The following is a 17,635-nucleotide window of genomic DNA, read 5'->3' on the forward strand; positions in this document are numbered from 1 at the left end:
ATATGTGTTCTCATAATCAAGAGTGTGACGAGATAAACGTATAAATACATAATCAGTGTTTAAAAAACACTAAAGGTTTTTCAATGGATATCATTGCTTCTCATGGCTCGATGTTAGTACTCATCGCAGCGGCAGTTGGTTTCTTTATGGCTTATGGTATTGGTGCAAACGATGTTGCAAATGCCATGGGTACTTCTGTGGGGTCAAAAGCCCTTACAATCAAACAGGCAATCATCATTGCGATGATTTTTGAGTTTGCAGGTGCTTACCTTGCGGGCGGTGAAGTAACGTCGACGATCCGCAAAGGGATCATTGATGCAGCTCCATTTGCTGACATCCCTGAATTAATGGTGTTAGGTATGATCTCGGCACTATTTGCAGCAGGTACTTGGTTGCTGTTAGCGTCAGCACTGGGCTGGCCGGTATCTACAACGCACTCAATCATTGGTGCGATTATCGGTTTTGCGTTGGTTGCTGTAGGCAGCGAAGCTATCCAGTGGGGCAAAGTAGCCGGCATCGTAGGTAGCTGGATTGTAACACCTGCAATCTCAGGCTTCATTGCGTACCTTATCTTTATGAGTGCACAAAAACTGATTTTTGATACTGATAAACCGCTTACTAATGCAAAGCGTTTTGTGCCTTTCTACATGGGTCTAGCAGGCTTTGTGATGTCTTTGGTGACTATCAAAAAAGGCTTGAAGCACATTGGTATTAACTTAGGTACTTTTGAAGGTTATGCACTTGCGATTGGTATCGCAGTGTTAATTGGCCTAATTGGTAAAGTGTTTATTGCACGCATGAAAATGGATCCAAATGCTGACAAGCAAATGCAGTTTAACAATGTTGAAAAAGTGTTTGCCGTATTAATGGTACTAACGGCGTGTTGTATGGCGTTTGCACATGGTTCAAATGACGTAGCCAATGCGATTGGTCCACTAGCTGCGGTTGTAAATATTGTAGAAAATAACGGTGAAATGGCGAAAAAAGCTGAGCTTGCATGGTGGATTTTACCGCTTGGTGGCTTAGGTATCGTTGTTGGTCTTGCGGTATTAGGTAAAAAAGTAATTAAAACAATTGGTGAAGGTATCACGCATTTAACACCAAGCCGTGGTTTTGCGGCTGAGCTAGCGGCGGCTTCGACGGTAGTTATTGCTTCTGGTACTGGCTTGCCTATTTCAACGACACAAACATTGGTAGGTGCCGTTTTAGGTGTTGGTATGGCCCGTGGTATCGCGGCGCTTAATATGGGTGTGATCAGAAACATTGTGGTTTCTTGGGTAATCACATTGCCAGTCGGTGCAGCCCTTGCTATTGTTATATTCTATATTTTAAGAAGCGTGTTCGGCGTTTAGTAAAAATCAGACTTTTAGCTTGAAAAGATCTCAGCACCATTGGTGTTGGGGTCTTTTTATTTATGGGTATACCAGTGAATAACTTACCAAGTATAAAACAATTACAATACCTAATTGCAGTGTATCAGCAGCAGCACTTTGGCCGAGCGGCAGAGGCGTGCTTTGTTGGCCAGTCGACGTTAAGCAGTGCGATTCAAAACTTAGAAGAAACGCTTGGCTGTCAGTTGATTGAACGAGAAAATCGCAGTCTTATGTTTACGGATGTAGGTGAAGAAGTCGTCGCACGCGCAAAGAAAATAATTGATGATTCAATTAGCGTCGTAGAGCTCACCAAGAGCTTTAAAAACCCATTATCCGGTAAGCTGGTACTGGGATTGATCCCGACCATTGCCAGCTTTATCGCTGCGCCTTTATATCAGTATTGCCAAACAGCTTTCCCAAATTTGCAACTTGTGTTGGTAGAGGACACCAGTGATAGGCTACTAGATAAGTTAGAGCATGGTCATATCGATATGGGCATATTGGCGCTGCCATACAGAACAGATAAGTTTCATACGCAGATTTTAACTAAAGACCATTTCTCACTGGTTCACCATGAAGACTATGCTATCCCTGAAGTATTAGAAGATTTTAATTTGCTGCCTAAAGACAGTGTATTTTTGCTCGAGCGCGAACACTGTATGACAGGGCATGCACTGAGCGCATGTAACCTGACTCGCAGCGAGTGTATTAATCCATTTGAGGCCGCGAACTTACATACTTTACTTAGCATGGTTGAATATCAGAACGGGGTGACTTTTCTACCTCAGATGGCGCTCAATGCAGGTATCTTAGATGGAAAGCCTATGGTGACTTTGTCGCCTCAAGCGAATGCATATAGAGAAATAGGCTTGCTATGGCGCAAAACCACAGGGCGAATACGAGACTTCAGATTATTTAGTAATGAGGTTGGAGAGTTTATTAAAAAGCAGTGCCAATAGCACTGCTTTTGAGTAGCATGAAATCATTGCTTAAGTCGAACTGAGCTTGCTCTGTGACATAAGATTGGGTAGAAATAATAAGTATACCCACACAACTAAGTTGAAATACGGTACAAACCCTAATACTGTAAACAGCTTAGTTGGATACCCTTTTTGTTTGGCGCAGCGGTAACATTGTATTGTGATTAAACAATGTACCATTGATAGAAACAGAATAAACTGAAACATACTTATCTCCCCGAATTCCATTACGAGATGTACTCAAATCCATTGTATGTCTTCTACTTATAAGCATATAAGTAAAAAAAGAAGACATTCACTTCGAAGTTTTATTATAGTTGAGTTTTTAGTCGACTGCAGCGACTTTTTTCCCCATTTGGATTAGCATGCTGTTTTTAGGGATAAAATAGTTTTTATTTGATGTTTTAATTGCTCAATTGGAAGCGGCTTTGAGATGAAATATCCCTGCCCATAGTCGACGCCTATTCTTTGAAGTTCATCAAAAATTTCTTTACTTTCAACATACTCTGCCACAGAACATTTGTCTAAAGAGTGGCTAATATCGTTGACCGCTTTTACCAGCGCAAGATCAATTGGGTCATTGAGCATATCTCGGACAAAGGAACCATCTATCTTTACATGCTGAGCTGGCAATTGTTTAAGATAGCTAAATGTACTAAAACCAGTGCCAAAATCATCAATAGAAAAATGACAGCCCAGCTGATTAAGCTGTGTGATCATCGCTTGCGTGGCACTTAAATTGTTGATGCTTGCAGATTCTGTGATCTCAAAAATAATGCAGTGTGCTGGGACTTGAAAATCGCGCAGGCACGTTTGGATATGTGGCATAAGTCGCTCGTCTAGAAAAGACTGGGCCGACAAGTTTATTGATATCTGATGTAGCTCTGGGTGATTAGATACCGCTCGGATACTTTCTTTGATGACGGACTGATCCATTAAAAAAGTATCATTAAGCAATTCCAAGGCAGGAATAAACTGATTTGGATATATGATTTTATCATCAATGACTAGGCGAAGCAGCGCTTCAAAATAAGCGATTTGGCTGTTTTTAAAATCCCAGATAGGCTGATAGTGAAGTTCAAATTGATTGTTTTTCAGCGCTTCTCGGACGCTGTGTCCCCATTCTAACCCTGTCTGCAAGGTGCTGTTTTTGGCATCTTCTTTGGTATAGCAGTGAACGAGGTTTCGGCCTAGGTTTTTTGCAATGTATAATGCGATGTCCGATTGCTTCAAGCATTCATTCGGATCGCAATTCACTGTTGATATGAGTGTTAATCCAATCGAGCAGCTGATTGTATAACTGGCCTCCTCAGAGTGAAACTGGTGGTTTTCTATTGCACTACAAATACTCTCGGCCATCATATGAGCGTCGAGCAAACGGGTGTGTTTGAGTAGAATGGCAAACTCATCTCCACCAATTCTAAATATCAGGTGCTCTTTTGCGATATGCGCCCTAAATAGCTGTGCAACTTCTTGTAGGACAATGTCACCTTGTTGGTGGCCTTTACTGTCATTAATGATTTTAAAGTGATCTAAATCGATATAAATCAGTGCATGCTCGGTATCGAGATTATGCTTGGCTTCTTTACAAAAGAGGTTAAGCTGCTGATCAAAATAATAACGGTTATGCAGGCCTGTCAGAGTGTCATGTAGCGCTAAGTGTCGCAATTGTAATTCGGCTTCTTTACGCTCATGTATGTTGTCAATTGTTGCCGTGATTGACGCATTATTCGTTTGATTTTTTATTAGCTGAAAACGGCACTCAACCCAAATTGAAGTGCCTGAATTATGACTCAGTTGGAGCTCGACTGTTGAGGCGTGTGACCCATTAAGTACATCTTCTATGGCTGTATGCAAGCTGGTCAAGTAATCTGGATGTACATAATCACACAGTTGGGTTGCAAGTGTGGATTTGAGCTTATGACCTGTTAATTGCTCCCATGCAGGATTAATAAAGCGAATACAGCCTACAGCATCCAATTCCAATACAACGGTATTTAAATGCAGTAAAATACGTTGGTGTGCAGAGAAAAGCTCTTTGTAACTCTGTTCTCTTCGACTTAGCTGCTCCACTTTATTCGCAAACTCAGCGTAGCTGACCATAAAGTCTTCACGTCTCGCGGCATGGTCACACACTTTACTTAATAATGATAAATTATAAGGGGCTCGAATAAAATCTGTGACGCCCAGTAATAAGAGTTGCTCGGCGTAATCAGCGTTTCGATTGTCTATTATTGTTACGATAGCTTGGCTTGGTTTGTGTTGAAGGATGTTTGCAACGAGTTCTTTGGTTGTTTCTGCACGAGTAGATGTTGCGTCCAGTAAGACGATTGAGTAATCGTTTTGTAAAAACTCGGAGAGCGCTGCATTTTCTGTAGAAACAGTATTGCAGCTGAAGCTCAAAGCAAGATGATCGCTAATATCGTCTGCTTTTTTCCCATTGGGTTCCAACAGCAGCAAATTAAGGCGGCTACTTTTTTCTAAATGTGTCGATAGAACATTGGCCAAGACCTGAGGCAATACATCATGTCGTTCTAGCGGCAGCACGGCATCAATACTGTAACTTCGCGCGGTAGTTTCTGCAATGCGCTCACAGTATGTCGGTGGGATCAACACAATAGGGGTGTGTTTTGGGGTTTTTAATAGCCCTGAACGGATCATGCGAGAAAACCGCCAACCATCTATTTTACCCACGTTGAGGCCACTAATGACTAAGTCAACGGCGCGTTGTTTTAATAACTGCAGGGCATCTTGTGTATCACTGAGTTCTATTATTTGAAATACATTGAGCTTTTGTAACGTTCTTATTACGGTTTGACGCTCACCATGATCGGCATTGACAAGTAATAAAGTAAGCTGTTTAGCCATGGTGTTACGACCCCAAACCCATGTTTTAAGTTTTTAAATATTGCACATTCATTGTTATTTGCATGTTTTATATTGCTTTTTACTCAATATACCTGAAGAGCAAGATTTGCATTAAAAAGAGTGAATACATGCAAAGCCGCTAGTAGAGTAAAGCTATTTAACACTGCTGACAAGAGGTGAAAAAGTATGAATAGATCAAGCTTGTTGCTTGATTTCATTATCTCGCAGCACTAGACTTGCCGCCTAATTGCACGAATATGAGGTCTTATATGCGCGTTGCTGACTTTAATTTTGAACTTCCTGATGAATTGATCGCCCGCCACCCGAAAGCGGAGCGTTCGAGTAGCCGCCTATTAACATTGAATGGCACTAATGGTGAATTAGAGCATAAAATATTTAAGGATATTATTGATCTGATTGAACCTGAAGATTTGATCATTTTTAATAATACTAAGGTTATTCCAGCTCGCATGTTCGGTCAGAAATCAACAGGCGGTAAAGTTGAAGTTTTGGTCGAGCGTATTTTAGATGAGCACCGTGTACTTGCACATGTGCGTTCAAGCAAGTCGCCGAAGCCTGGCGCCGAATTGATCCTTGAAGACAAAGCACAAGCAACTATGGTTGCACGCCACGGCGAATTGTTTGAATTAGAGTTTAAAGGTGAGCACTCGGTATTGAGTATTTTGGACGAAATTGGTCACATGCCATTGCCGCCTTATATCGATCGCCCAGATGAAGAGGGTGATAAAGAGCGTTATCAGACCGTGTATGGAGAAAAGCCAGGTGCGGTAGCGGCACCAACAGCGGGTCTGCACTTTGACGATGCGCTTATGGCTCAACTCAAAGACAAAGGCGTTGAAATGGCCTTTGTGACCCTGCATGTAGGCGCTGGGACTTTTCAGCCTGTCCGTGTTGATGATGTTAATGATCATCACATGCACTCTGAATATATTGAGGTACCTGATGAGGTTGTGGATGCCGTGGCTAAGTGTAGAAGCCGTGGGGGTCGTGTTATCGCGGTTGGTACAACGTCGGTTCGCTCTTTAGAGTCTGCTGCAAAGGTTCATGGTGGAGCGTTAAAGACTTTCTATGGCGATACGGACATTTTTATTTATCCGGGTTATCAGTTTAATGTTGTCGATGTGATGATCACTAACTTCCATTTACCTGAGTCAACATTAATTATGCTTGTGAGTGCCTTTTCAGGGCAAGAGCACATCATGAATGCCTACCATGAAGCGATTGAACAGAAGTATCGTTTCTTTAGTTATGGCGATGCAATGTTTTTAACTAAAAAACAGTAATATAGAATTTTAAGACCGGCTAAAAGCCGGTTTTTTTATATTTACACTCAACCTTTTTTGATTGTGACTTTATTTATCCCTTTTTAGCCCCAATATTAGAATTGCTCGGGCTTTATTGATAGAATCTGACAGTTTACATGGCCCATTTATGGATTTGGGCCATCGGTTGAGTTTTGTTGGACTGTTTTTCCGACACGAGGTAGTTATGAAATTTGAATTAGATTGTACGCATGGCAAAGCACGCCGCGGACGCTTAGTATTTGATCGTGGTGTGGTTGAAACACCCGCATTTATGCCTGTAGGTACTTACGGCACAGTTAAAGGTATGACGCCAGATGAGCTAAAAGACACTGGTGCACACATTTGCTTGGGTAACACATTTCACCTGATGTTACGCCCAGGTACCGAGATTATTAAACAGCATGGCGATCTGCATGATTTCATGAACTGGGATAAGCCCATTTTAACAGACTCAGGCGGCTTCCAGGTATTTAGCCTAGGTGCGATGCGAAAGATATCTGAAGAAGGTGTATTGTTTAAGTCACCTGTAAACGGTGAAAAAATCATGTTGTCTCCTGAAAAAGCAATGGAAGTACAACGTGATTTAGGCTCTGATATCGTCATGATTTTTGATGAATGCACACCGTATCCAGCAACGGAAAAAGAAGCAAAAGATTCTATGGAGCTATCGCTTCGTTGGGCAAAACGTTCAAAAGAGGCACATGGCGATAATCCATCTGCTTTGTTTGGCATTATTCAAGGTGGTATGTACCCTGAATTGCGTGCAGAATCGCAAAAAGGATTAGAAGACATCGGTTTTGATGGCTATGCCTTAGGTGGCTTATCGGTTGGTGAGCCAAAAGAAGAAATGGTTAAAATCCTTGACCATTGCGCGTACAAAATGCCAGAGCAAAAGCCACGTTACTTGATGGGCGTTGGCAAGCCAGAAGATTTGGTAGAAGCGGTTCGTCGCGGTATCGATATGTTCGATTGTGTGATGCCAACGCGTAATGCACGAAATGGACACTTGTTTGTTACCGATGGTGTGATTAAAATCCGTAATGCTGTTCACAAAACAGATACAAGTCCGCTAGATGCGGAGTGTGATTGCCACACATGTAAAAATTATTCACGTGCGTATCTGCATCACTTAGATAAGTGTAATGAGATTTTAGGTGCGCGTTTAAATACCATTCATAACTTACGTTATTACCAGCGTTTAATGGAAGGTATGAGAAATGCCCTGTCAGAAGGGACATTTGATGAATTTGTCGCTGACTTTTATGAGCGCAGAGGGCTGCCAGTGCCGCCACTTGCCGACGTAGAAGCAGAATAAACTTTTTTATAAAAATTAAATGAGGAAGAGCAATGAGCTTATTTATATCTAGCGCCCATGCAAGTACAGCGGCAGCCGCGCCAGCAGGTGGCGGTATGGAAATGCTTATCATGTTGGCTATTTTCGGTTTGGTATTTTATTTCTTAATTTACCGCCCGCAAGCTAAGCGTGTTAAAGAGCATAAAGACCTAATGGGTGCACTTGGCAAAGGCGATGAGATCCTTACGTCAGGTGGTCTAGTGGGTAAAGTTTCGAAGGTTGCTGAAGACAAAGATTTCGTGGTAATTGCCTTGAATGATCAAGTTGAAGTAACAGTACAGAAGTCAGCAGTGGCAGCAGTTTTACCTAAAGGTACAATGAAGTCGCTATAACAATAACAAAGGGATAATCCAGTGCTAAACAAGTATCCAATGTGGAAATACTTGCTTGTGCTCGCTGTTTTGGCCGTTGGCATTCTTTATGCCACCCCTAATATGTATGGTCGGGATCCGGCCATACAGATTTCAGGTAAGAAAGGGGCCAGCGCCGATTTAAGCGTGCTTGATCAAGCAAATAAAACACTTCAAGACAATAATCTACCTATCAAATCTGCTGTCCTAGAAGAAGGGCAGGTTCTCATTCGCTTCAAGAATGTAGAAGATCAGCTTAAAGCACAGGATATCCTGCGTGACTCACTGAGCGAAGACTACATTTCTGCTATTAATATGTCTCCAGCACAACCGGATTGGCTCAAGAGCATTGGTGCAAACCCAATGAAGTTGGGTTTGGATCTCAGTGGTGGTGTTCACTTCACAATGGAAGTAGACATGGCGACAGCAATGGAAAAAGCGCTTGAGCAGATGGAGCAAGATTACAAGAGCGACTTGCGTGGCGAGAAGCTGCGTTATCGTTCAATCCGCCAAGTTGCCAATAGTGAGCGAGTTCAGGTTGTGATGCGCTCTGTGGAAGACAAAAAAGCCGCTGAACGCTTTTTGAAAAAGCGCTACCCTGGCAATGTGTTTGTTAACGACAGCAGTAATGAACTCGCATTCTATTCAAGTTTAAGTGACTTGAAGCAGCGTGAATTGCGTGATTATGCTATCAAGCAGAATGAAACCATTATTCGTAATCGTATTAACCAGCTGGGTGTTGCTGAGCCAAATGTACAAAGACAGGGTGCTGAGCGCATCATCGTACAATTACCTGGTGTACAAGATACGGCGCGTGCGAAAGAAATATTAGGTGCAACCGCGACACTGGAGTTCCGTGAAGTGGACGATAAAGCGGATTCACGCGCAGCATCGCAAGGCCGAGTGCCTGCGGGCAGTGAAGTGTTGTACCACAAAGACGGTTACCCTGTTGTATTGAAAAAGCGTGTTATCCTTGAGGGCTTGCACATAACCGGTGCACAATCGGGCATGGATGAATATCAACGCCCGCAAGTAAGTATTAATCTTGACAGCAAAGGTGGCGCTAAGATGAGTGCCTTTACCAAACGCGCGGTTGGTAAGAGCATGGCAACGGTATTTATTGAATACAAGCCGTCTGGCAAGGTCGATGAGAATGGCAAAGCGCTACCACCTATCAAGGTGGAAGAAGTCATTAACGTCGCGACAATTCAGTCTCGTTTGAACAACTCATTCCGTATTACTGGCATTGATAATCCGGCTGAAGCACATAACCTGAGCTTATTGCTAAGAGCTGGTGCATTGGTTGCGCCTATTCAAATTGTGGAAGAGCGTACGGTCGGTCCAAGCTTGGGTCAAGAAAATATTGAAGCGGGTATGACTGCGGTGGTACTAGGCTTCGCATTTGTGCTTGGTTTCATGCTGATGTACTACAAGGGCTTTGGCATTGTTGCGAACCTAGCGCTTGCGGCCAACTTGGTGATGATTGTTGGTGTAATGTCGATGATCAGCGGCGCGACGCTGACCCTACCTGGTATTGCGGGTATTGTATTAACCGTAGGTATGGCAGTTGACGCAAACGTACTTATCTTTGAACGTATCCGTGAAGAACTCGCTGATGGCAGAAGCCCTCAACAAGCGGTTCATTATGGTTATGACAGTGCATTCAGTACAATTTTTGATGCGAACATTACAACACTCATTGCAGCGGTTATCTTGTTCTCGGTCGGCACAGGCCCGATTGCTGGCTTTGCTGTAACCCTTGCGATTGGTATTTTAACCTCAATGTTTACTGCGATCATTGGTACACGTGCCGTGATCAATGCGTTCATTGGCGGTAAACGCATCAACAAACTGTCGATATAGGAGCGAGCATGCAATTATTAAAATTATCGAGCACTATTCGCTTCATGTCGGCAAGAAAGTTGTCGATGGCATTTTCAGCGTTCTTGATCTTGGCGTCTATCGCATCGTTTATGGTCAAAGGTTTAAACTTTGGCCTAGATTTTACGGGGGGGACAGCCGTTGAAGTAGGGTTCTCACAACCTGCGGATTTACCTAAAATCCGTAAAGTGTTAGCAGAAAATGGTTTTGCTGATGCAGCGGTCACTTTATTTGGCTCAAGCCAAGAAGTCTTGGTACGCATCGCTCCTCGTGACGATGCTAAAGCTGAGACCATAGGTAACCAATTAATTGATGCACTTAAACTGGCTGATAGCAGTGTTGAAATGCGTCGAATTGAGTTCGTTGGCCCAAGTGTAGGTGAAGATCTAAAGGAAGATGGCGGCTTAGCTATGTTGACTGCACTGCTGTGTATTTTGGTCTACGTAGCATTTCGTTTTGAATGGCGTTTTGCCGTTGGTGCTGTTGCGGCCCTTTTCCATGATGTGATCTTAACGATGGGTCTGTTCTCTCTACTTGAACTTGAATTTGATTTGACTATTTTGGCGGCAGTGTTGGCGGTAATAGGTTATTCACTGAATGATACCATTGTTGTATCAGACCGTATTCGAGAAAACTTCCGTAAAGTGCGTATTGATGACACGCTTGAAATCATCAATATTTCATTGACACAAACGATGAATCGTACGCTTGTTACCTCGATCACAACGATTCTAGTATTAATTGCACTGTTTGTATGGGGTGGTCAAACCATCCACGGTTTTGCGACAGCTTTACTATTTGGTGTTTTCATTGGTACTTATTCGTCAGTGTATGTTGCGAGCTCTGTTGCGGTTGCAATGGGTGTAAGCAAAGAAGACCTGATCCCAGTTGAAGTTGAAAAAGAAGGTGCAGATTTAGACGCCATGCCTTAAATCTGTGCGCTCAGTTACGCTTGTTAGCTGAGCGTGAACGCACAATTCAATTTTCGATCTGAATCAAAAAGGCCACATTTATTGTGGCCTTTTCTGTTTCAAAATGATGACAAGACTGTATAATGAGAATTGTTATCAATAATAATGATTTTGAGGATTATATGTATAAACAGCTAGGAATTGCATGCGCAGCATTAGCGCTATTTGCATGTTCAGAACAACCAAGCACGCAAGCGGCTAAGCCTGAAACACAAGCAACTGCAAGTGATAACGCGCTAGGTGAATATAAAACTCAGGCAACTTCATTGCTCGCTAATATCAGAGAACACAAATCTGCTTCGGATCTTGAGCAAGAGTCTGCAAAGTTAGTGGCTACCTCGCGTGATTTACTGGCTGATTTTGTTACTAAGTACCCTCAGTGTAAAGACTACCTAGATGCACTTGATAAAGCCGCTGATATTATTCCTACGCTACCGCTAGCAGAGATTGAGTCTGGTTACCATGAAGACGGTAAGTTACCTGAGTACAGCGATCCTGTTTGTTATCATGCGAAAGACTTACTGGTTCACCCTGCGACCGTTCAGGCAATTGCTAAACTTGGCTTCACTGAGAAAACGCATTATGAAGATGCTGAACTTGAAATTGTTGAAGTGATTGCACATTTTGGCCAAGTTGAAATGGCGCTAAAATAAGTTGATTACAGAGGTGAAAACACTGTTTTCATCTCTTTCCTTGCATTTTTATCTACCAATTCTCTTCTTATTTATCCCCAATATTGGTAATTTCCATTAGATTGCAATCTAACTGTCATAAATCTTTGATATTTTGCTCGATTATTAAACACTTGAATTGAGTTTGGTTGTTTCAGTGGACTCCTTATACGTCATGTTGGATGACATTTTGCTAAATGAAGCTGTATATCCAATGTTTCAACCCATTTTTGATATTGCAAAAGAACAGATACTTGGCTTTGAGGCATTGAGTCGCGGCAGTGTGAACAATGAGTTGGTACAGCCAGATAAAATGTTTGCTGCTGCCAGTAAATATGACCGACTATCTGAACTGGAACTACTTTGTCGTAAAAAAGCCATTGCACAGTTTGCTGCATTGAATTTACCCGGAAAACTATTCCTTAATGTTAGCCCTAAGGCACTACTTGACCCTCATCATCCAAAAGGTGAGACGCTACACTTGATCGAAGAGGCTGGTTTGAATAGCAGTCGGGTGGTGATCGAGGTAACTGAGCAAGATAAAGTGGATGATGGCTTTTTATTGCTGAAAACGATTTCTCACTATCGTCAATTGGGTTTTCAAATTGCAATAGATGATCTGGGGGCGGGTTATTCTGGGTTGAAACAGTGGTCAGAACTTTGCCCTGACTATGTGAAGGTGGACCGTTATTTCATCGATTATTGCGACCAAAGCATTGTAAAAAGAGAGTTTCTTAAATCCATTATTGAGCTGGCTAAAGCGACCAATACCGCAGTGATTGCTGAGGGCATTGAACGTGCAGAAGAGTTAAAGTTACTTAAAAAAATGGGGATAGTGAATGCGCAAGGTTTCTTGCTAGCTAGGCCAAGCTGTGAATCGAGTGAATTACTCATTAATCCCAGCGAGATCCTGACTGTGCAAATTCAGTCGGAGCTTGCTACAGATAAGTTTGAGCAATCGATGGCCATCGGTTGGCTTGCCCATGATGTACCCGCAATTCATATGAGTACACAATGCTTGGATGCTCATCGCCGTTTTGAGCAAAATAAAGGGCTGACTAGCATTGCAGTGTTGAATGACTTGCAGCAACCTGTGGGGTTATTGCATAGAGATCAGCTTACTGAAGTGTTTGCTGCACCCTATGGCCATGCTTTGTTTGATAAGAAGTCGGTTGTAAAGCTTATGGATAAACAGCCTTTGATTGTCGATGAGCAACAACAGTTGGACTTTGTTAGCCAACTGATCACGGAAAATGAGTTTGATATCAGACGGCATATTGTGATCACTAAAGACGGGGAGTATATAGGCTTGGCCCCGCTTAGAGATATTCTGAAACACATTACCGAAGATAAAATACGCCATGCCCAGCATGCGAACCCGCTTACTATGCTGCCAGGCAATGTTGCTATCAATGAAGCGATTGAGCAACGACTGCGCGCAAAGCATCAATTTTCACTGGCTTACGTTGATCTTAACCATTTTAAGCAATTTAACGATCTTTATGGATACGCCAGTGGAGATAGTGTCATTAAATTATTAGCAGATGTCACGTTGCAAGTATGTCAGCATAGTCAGTGCTTTGTTGGTCATATAGGTGGTGATGATTTTATGGTTGTTTTTGATCAAGCTGATGCGGAGTCCCTTTGTCACCAGATAATTGAACAATTTGAGGCAAGATCTAAATCATTATTTACACCTGAGCATGTTGCATCTGGCGGGTATTGGGCCACGAATAGGGAAGGGCAAAAACAGTTCGTACCCTTGCTAACGTTATCTATTGGCCTAGTAAGTCCAGATGTTGAGTCGTGTAAGAATAGTCATCAGGTAGCTGCACTGGCCACAGATGCGAAAAAAGAGGCAAAGCGCTATCGCAATAGTTACTTGTTTGTGTGTAATAGACGAAAACCCAGTGCGCCAATGGTGAGGCTTGAAACGGCAGCCAATCAAAGTTGATTAATCATTAGGGTGTAACTTGTATGGGTATTTAATCCATTGAGAATAACTTGTGCTATTTTTGCAACTAATTTGGTTTCCAAGCGCAACCTTATTGCTTTAATAATATAAATTGTGAAATATATATACTTAAGGCGAAGAGAAATTCTGGCTAAGTGAATATATAGTAATTGATAACGTCGTAATTACCGAGCAACTTAGCAAGTGTGGGGAACATGATGATCAAATATTTCATAGGGTTGTGCTTATTAACTTTAGGATGCGCTGGCCATGCTAAAGATGAAGTAAAAAAAACCATTTACGTAGCGAAAGAGCAGCGACCACTTTATGATCGTGATTTATTCCTTTATGAGCTATTGCAGCAAGCTCTAAATGCGGCTGATTACGACGTAAATATTGAGCACGTTAAAGTTCATCCACATCAACAGCGTACCCTCATGGCGCTCAGTAAAGGGCAAGTTGATTTACACTGGAGCATGACTAGCCCTGCGAGAGAAAAACTTGCTATCGCTGTGAAATTCCCATTATTTGATGGGTTGATAGGTAAACGGGTGCTGATCATTCACAAGGCGCAATACGAGCGCTTCAAGCGTGTGACTGAGTTACAACAATTGAGTCGATTCACCGCAGTGCAAGGACATGACTGGCCAGACACAAAAATACTTTCTAGCAATGGCTTGAGCGTCAAGCCCATCGTTAATTATCAAGCAATGTTTGATATGGTGACGGGGCAAAAAGCAGATTATTTTCCAAGATCTATTGTCGAGGCGCAGTCAGAAATCATTAATCAAAACAACGCTGAATTAATGATAGTGCCAGATTATTATTTGTCTTATCCAGCAAGATTCTACTTTTTCGTAAATAAAGATAAAGTAGAACTTGCGGAGAAACTAGAAATTGGTTTGTCTAAGCTAAAAAGCAATGGTGCGTATAACACACTATTACGCCGTTATTTTGATTTAGATATGCTGGCTAATAGCCATATGTTGCCCTTGTCGAACCCATTTGAATAACCCTGTTAGCGCCTGATTGAAGGCACTTTAAAGTCGTAAGCTTCTTTATAAGTTAAGAAAGTAAGGACGACTAACACACCACAAAATATCGAATAGTTTAAGTATCCTGTTACATCAAACGCATAATAGAAAAAGGTCATGTCATACCCTTTACCGTTGCGTATATAGTTTTCAATCAGTGCAAAAAAGCTCATTGCTGCGCTAATTAGGCATAGCCAAGGCAAAATGCTATCTGCGAACGTGTACTTAATTTTGTGTTTTGGAAATAACCGTTTAGAAATTTCTACTCGATATGTGAGAGGGACCAATATGATCAACTCTTTGAGTAAGTGAACACCATAAATTAAACTATTTTGGATCAAGCGATCTCCTGGTGTTGAAACTAAGCTAATCAATCCGGTAGTAAAAATAATGTTTTCAAATAATACGGGGACCATAGCAATAAATGCAATGGAACATATATTGACATCCCTTAGTCTGTGCCCAATTAAAAATACTAATGAAATAATGGAAATGTAGGCTAGAAAAAAGAAATAGGTCGCGTCTTGGATTATAAAGATCACCACTACCATTACTACATATGGTAGTAGTAAATCTTTGAATGCAAATTGTTTTGCCATAAATAATGCTTATTTTAGGAACAAATTAAGGCTTTTGTTCGGGCTTTACTTGCCCTGAACTGGAATTTGCAATAAGCATGCTTTGTTGGGACTTTCTCCCTACTGAAAAAGGGTCCGCTGGACCTAATAAACCTGAACCGCCTGTAATTAAACGGCATTGTTTGTTAGCAATCATCTTCATAGTGATTATCCTTATTTCATTATCGTCTAGTCAGCTAAATGAATGTCAGACATTCTCATATTTCCAATGGCAAAAGGCACAACGCATCGCCTTAACTGCTTTACCAGAAGGAAGTGTCGCCAGAATAACTAAAAAGAACCAACCTCAATGTATTTTCTCGTACTTTACGGTAGTTTTTATATGGCTGACTCAATGAATTTAACACCAAATAATTTAGAGTTAAACATTTTTTTACAAAAAAATAAGATGCTAAATTCAGGCCAATTTGTGAAAAAAATTACCCAAAATAGAAAAGGGTAAGTGTCCCTATTCTATTTTGGAAAGTTGTTTAATGATAATTCAGTGATATTAAAGCTTAAATTTAGCCATTTCACTTTCTAACTGGGCTGCTTGTGCCTTAATGCTGTCAGTTGCGGTATGAGTTTGTTGCGATACACTGGCTGTCTGAGATGCGGTATCCGATATAATCACAACTCTTTTTGCTGTATCTTCACCAGCCGTTAATTGCTCTTTTGCTGCGAGGGCGATTTGGTCACTCATCTGCGAAATTGCACTTAACGAGGTGGCTACACTGCGCAGAGCCTCACTTGCTTCATTTGACATAGTTACGGTTTTTTCGCTGGTTGCGATGCTTAATGAAACGGAGGATTTCGCTTCTTGGGTCGCCGCTTGTAAGTTACCTATCATCGTATGAATTTCTTCAGTACTTGATTGTGTCCGCTGAGCCAATTGACGGACTTCGTCGGCAACGACGGCAAAACCTCTGCCTTGTTCCCCAGCTCGGGCTGCTTCTATTGCTGCATTGAGTGCAAGTAAATTGGTTTGCTCAGCAATGCTTTGTATGACGCTCAGTACATTAGCAATGTTATTAACCTCTTCATCTAATGCTTGAATATTATTGCCAGCACTGTCAATCTGCTGCTCTAGTAGGGCAATTGCCTCACTTGCATTGGATGTCAGTCGATCGGCATTTTGACCTTGGTTCTCAGCTTCTTGCACAGAGAAAGCAGCTTGTTCGGCATGTTCAACTACTGTTTGAGCTGAGGCGGTGAGTTCTGTGATAGCCGAAGCAACCATCTGTGTTTCTTCACTAAGGCTTAACGTTAAGCTTTCCAAGTCATTTGAGCGGGCCTCGCCATCATAGCTTTGCTCTTTTAATTTATCGCTTACAGTCATTAAACCACTTACCACCCCTTTTAAGCCATCTTGCATATAGTGCATCGCGGCCATAATGCTATAGTCTTTAGCATTTGAGGTATCAATGCGTGACGTGAGATTACCGTGTGAGACGTGCCTCACAATATCCAGTACATCGTTGAGCTCTGCACCGAGCTTATTTGAGAGTGATAGACCGTATCGTGTTACCGTGAAGGTCAGTGCAACTGCGATAAAAAGGGAGAAGGTTAATAACCAACTTGCGGTCTCCCAGTATCTTTCATCGACTTCTTTGTAACTGATCCCTGTACCGACATACCAGCCAAATAAAGATGTTTTTTGCACCACGGAGGTTAGGTCAACAACTTCACCATTTCTTTCTGAGTTCCAATGATAAGTAATGATGCGATTGGTTTTGTTACCCACTTTGCGCTCGACTAATCTTCCAATGCTGTTTCCTTGCGCATCTTTGAAGTCGTTGAAGCTCGTGCCGTGCAGTTGCGGGTCATGAGGAGCGGCGACAAAGTTTAACTCCTCATCGACCACATAGACATATTCAGAGTCATGGTATTTGTTTTCTCGAAGGATCTGGGCTGCTAACTTTTTAGCGTCGGCTTCGGATAAATCACCAGCTTTCACAAATTGTTCAAACTGTTCGACGATATTTACCGTGCTTTTCATTAGCTGGTTGATACGCGCAATATTATCTGTTTCACTGGCGTGGCGCAGTGATTGAAGCCCGAGTACCGCAACGGAAATTAAGGCGATAAAAATTGCTACTGCAAAAAATATAATTTTTAATCTTAGAGTCAGAGTCGAAAACACAATATGCACCTTAGCAGAGTCAGTTAAAAGTTTATGGCACTCTTACCTTTATGATTTATCATGTTTGAGCGCGCTATGTAAGTAGGGCTTAACCGTATATAAGTAAAAATTAGA

The 17,635-nt window shown here is 41.9% G+C and carries 15 protein-coding genes; 10 read left to right on the plus strand and 5 right to left on the minus strand.

From position 1 onward, the window contains the following. Positions 1 to 83 precede the first annotated feature (83 nt). On the plus strand, positions 84 to 1,352 hold the full coding sequence (locus tag N473_RS24405; RefSeq protein ID WP_063370213.1) for an inorganic phosphate transporter: 1,269 nt from the start codon (positions 84 to 86) through the stop codon (positions 1,350 to 1,352). A 74-nt stretch (positions 1,353 to 1,426) separates the two neighbouring features. Continuing rightward, entirely contained in the window at positions 1,427 to 2,332 is a 906-nt protein-coding gene (locus tag N473_RS24410; RefSeq protein WP_063370244.1) for a hydrogen peroxide-inducible genes activator, read from the plus strand. Positions 2,333 to 2,362: 30 nt separating this feature from the next. On the opposite strand, the gene N473_RS26820 is transcribed toward N473_RS24410, so the two are convergent. Both N473_RS26820 and N473_RS24415 read right to left on the minus strand, forming a co-directional pair. Next, positions 2,363 to 2,560 carry a hypothetical protein gene (locus N473_RS26820; RefSeq protein WP_081221424.1) on the minus strand — a complete coding sequence of 66 codons (198 nt, stop codon included), beginning with the start codon at positions 2,558 to 2,560 and terminating at the stop codon, positions 2,363 to 2,365. A 153-nt stretch (positions 2,561 to 2,713) separates the two neighbouring features. Further along, on the minus strand, positions 2,714 to 5,221 hold the full coding sequence (locus tag N473_RS24415; RefSeq protein WP_063370214.1) for an EAL domain-containing protein: 2,508 nt from the start codon (positions 5,219 to 5,221) through the stop codon (positions 2,714 to 2,716). 269 nt (positions 5,222 to 5,490) lie between these two features. Between N473_RS24415 and queA the strand changes: the two genes are divergently transcribed. The 8 genes from queA (at position 5,491) to N473_RS24455 (ending at position 14,740) form a co-directional block, all read left to right on the plus strand. Next, on the plus strand, positions 5,491 to 6,525 hold the full coding sequence (gene queA / locus N473_RS24420; protein ID WP_063370215.1) for a tRNA preQ1(34) S-adenosylmethionine ribosyltransferase-isomerase QueA: 1,035 nt from the start codon (positions 5,491 to 5,493) through the stop codon (positions 6,523 to 6,525). 205 nt (positions 6,526 to 6,730) lie between these two features. Then, positions 6,731 to 7,861, plus strand: coding sequence for a tRNA guanosine(34) transglycosylase Tgt (gene tgt / locus N473_RS24425; RefSeq protein ID WP_039608312.1), 1,131 nt, complete (start codon positions 6,731 to 6,733; stop codon positions 7,859 to 7,861). A 32-nt stretch (positions 7,862 to 7,893) separates the two neighbouring features. Continuing rightward, a complete protein-coding gene (gene yajC / locus N473_RS24430) occupies positions 7,894 to 8,232 on the plus strand; it encodes a preprotein translocase subunit YajC (protein ID WP_039608313.1) in 339 nt (112 codons plus the stop codon). A 21-nt stretch (positions 8,233 to 8,253) separates the two neighbouring features. Beyond that, complete coding sequence (gene secD, locus N473_RS24435) at positions 8,254 to 10,113, plus strand: protein translocase subunit SecD (RefSeq protein WP_063370216.1); 1,860 nt, start codon at positions 8,254 to 8,256, stop codon at positions 10,111 to 10,113. An 8-nt stretch (positions 10,114 to 10,121) separates the two neighbouring features. Next, on the plus strand, positions 10,122 to 11,063 hold the full coding sequence (gene secF, locus N473_RS24440) for a protein translocase subunit SecF (RefSeq protein ID WP_039608315.1): 942 nt from the start codon (positions 10,122 to 10,124) through the stop codon (positions 11,061 to 11,063). A 161-nt stretch (positions 11,064 to 11,224) separates the two neighbouring features. Further along, positions 11,225 to 11,755: a hypothetical protein gene (locus N473_RS24445; protein WP_039608824.1), complete on the plus strand. Its 531-nt coding sequence runs from the start codon at positions 11,225 to 11,227 to the stop codon at positions 11,753 to 11,755. A 193-nt stretch (positions 11,756 to 11,948) separates the two neighbouring features. After that, a complete protein-coding gene (locus tag N473_RS24450; RefSeq protein ID WP_196766475.1) occupies positions 11,949 to 13,727 on the plus strand; it encodes a GGDEF domain-containing protein in 1,779 nt (592 codons plus the stop codon). Between the two features lie 215 nt (positions 13,728 to 13,942). Continuing rightward, positions 13,943 to 14,740 (plus strand): substrate-binding periplasmic protein, encoded by a 798-nt coding sequence (locus N473_RS24455; protein ID WP_063370218.1) that lies wholly within the window; start codon positions 13,943 to 13,945, stop codon positions 14,738 to 14,740. 5 nt (positions 14,741 to 14,745) lie between these two features. Here N473_RS24455 and N473_RS24460 read toward each other — a convergent pair whose 3' ends face one another. The 3 genes from N473_RS24460 to N473_RS24465 all read right to left on the minus strand — a co-directional run bounded on the left by N473_RS24460 (position 14,746) and on the right by N473_RS24465 (position 17,521). Then, on the minus strand, positions 14,746 to 15,360 hold the full coding sequence (locus tag N473_RS24460; RefSeq protein WP_196766471.1) for a hypothetical protein: 615 nt from the start codon (positions 15,358 to 15,360) through the stop codon (positions 14,746 to 14,748). Between the two features lie 25 nt (positions 15,361 to 15,385). Continuing rightward, entirely contained in the window at positions 15,386 to 15,541 is a 156-nt protein-coding gene (locus tag N473_RS26415; RefSeq protein ID WP_155735731.1) for a hypothetical protein, read from the minus strand. A gap of 348 nt (positions 15,542 to 15,889) precedes the next feature. After that, on the minus strand, positions 15,890 to 17,521 hold the full coding sequence (locus tag N473_RS24465; protein WP_063370219.1) for a methyl-accepting chemotaxis protein: 1,632 nt from the start codon (positions 17,519 to 17,521) through the stop codon (positions 15,890 to 15,892). Between the last annotated feature and the right edge of the window lie 114 nt (positions 17,522 to 17,635).

The sequence above is a fragment of the Pseudoalteromonas luteoviolacea CPMOR-1 genome (genome assembly GCF_001625685.1).
In the GTDB taxonomy this organism is placed as follows: domain Bacteria; phylum Pseudomonadota; class Gammaproteobacteria; order Enterobacterales; family Alteromonadaceae; genus Pseudoalteromonas; species Pseudoalteromonas luteoviolacea_K.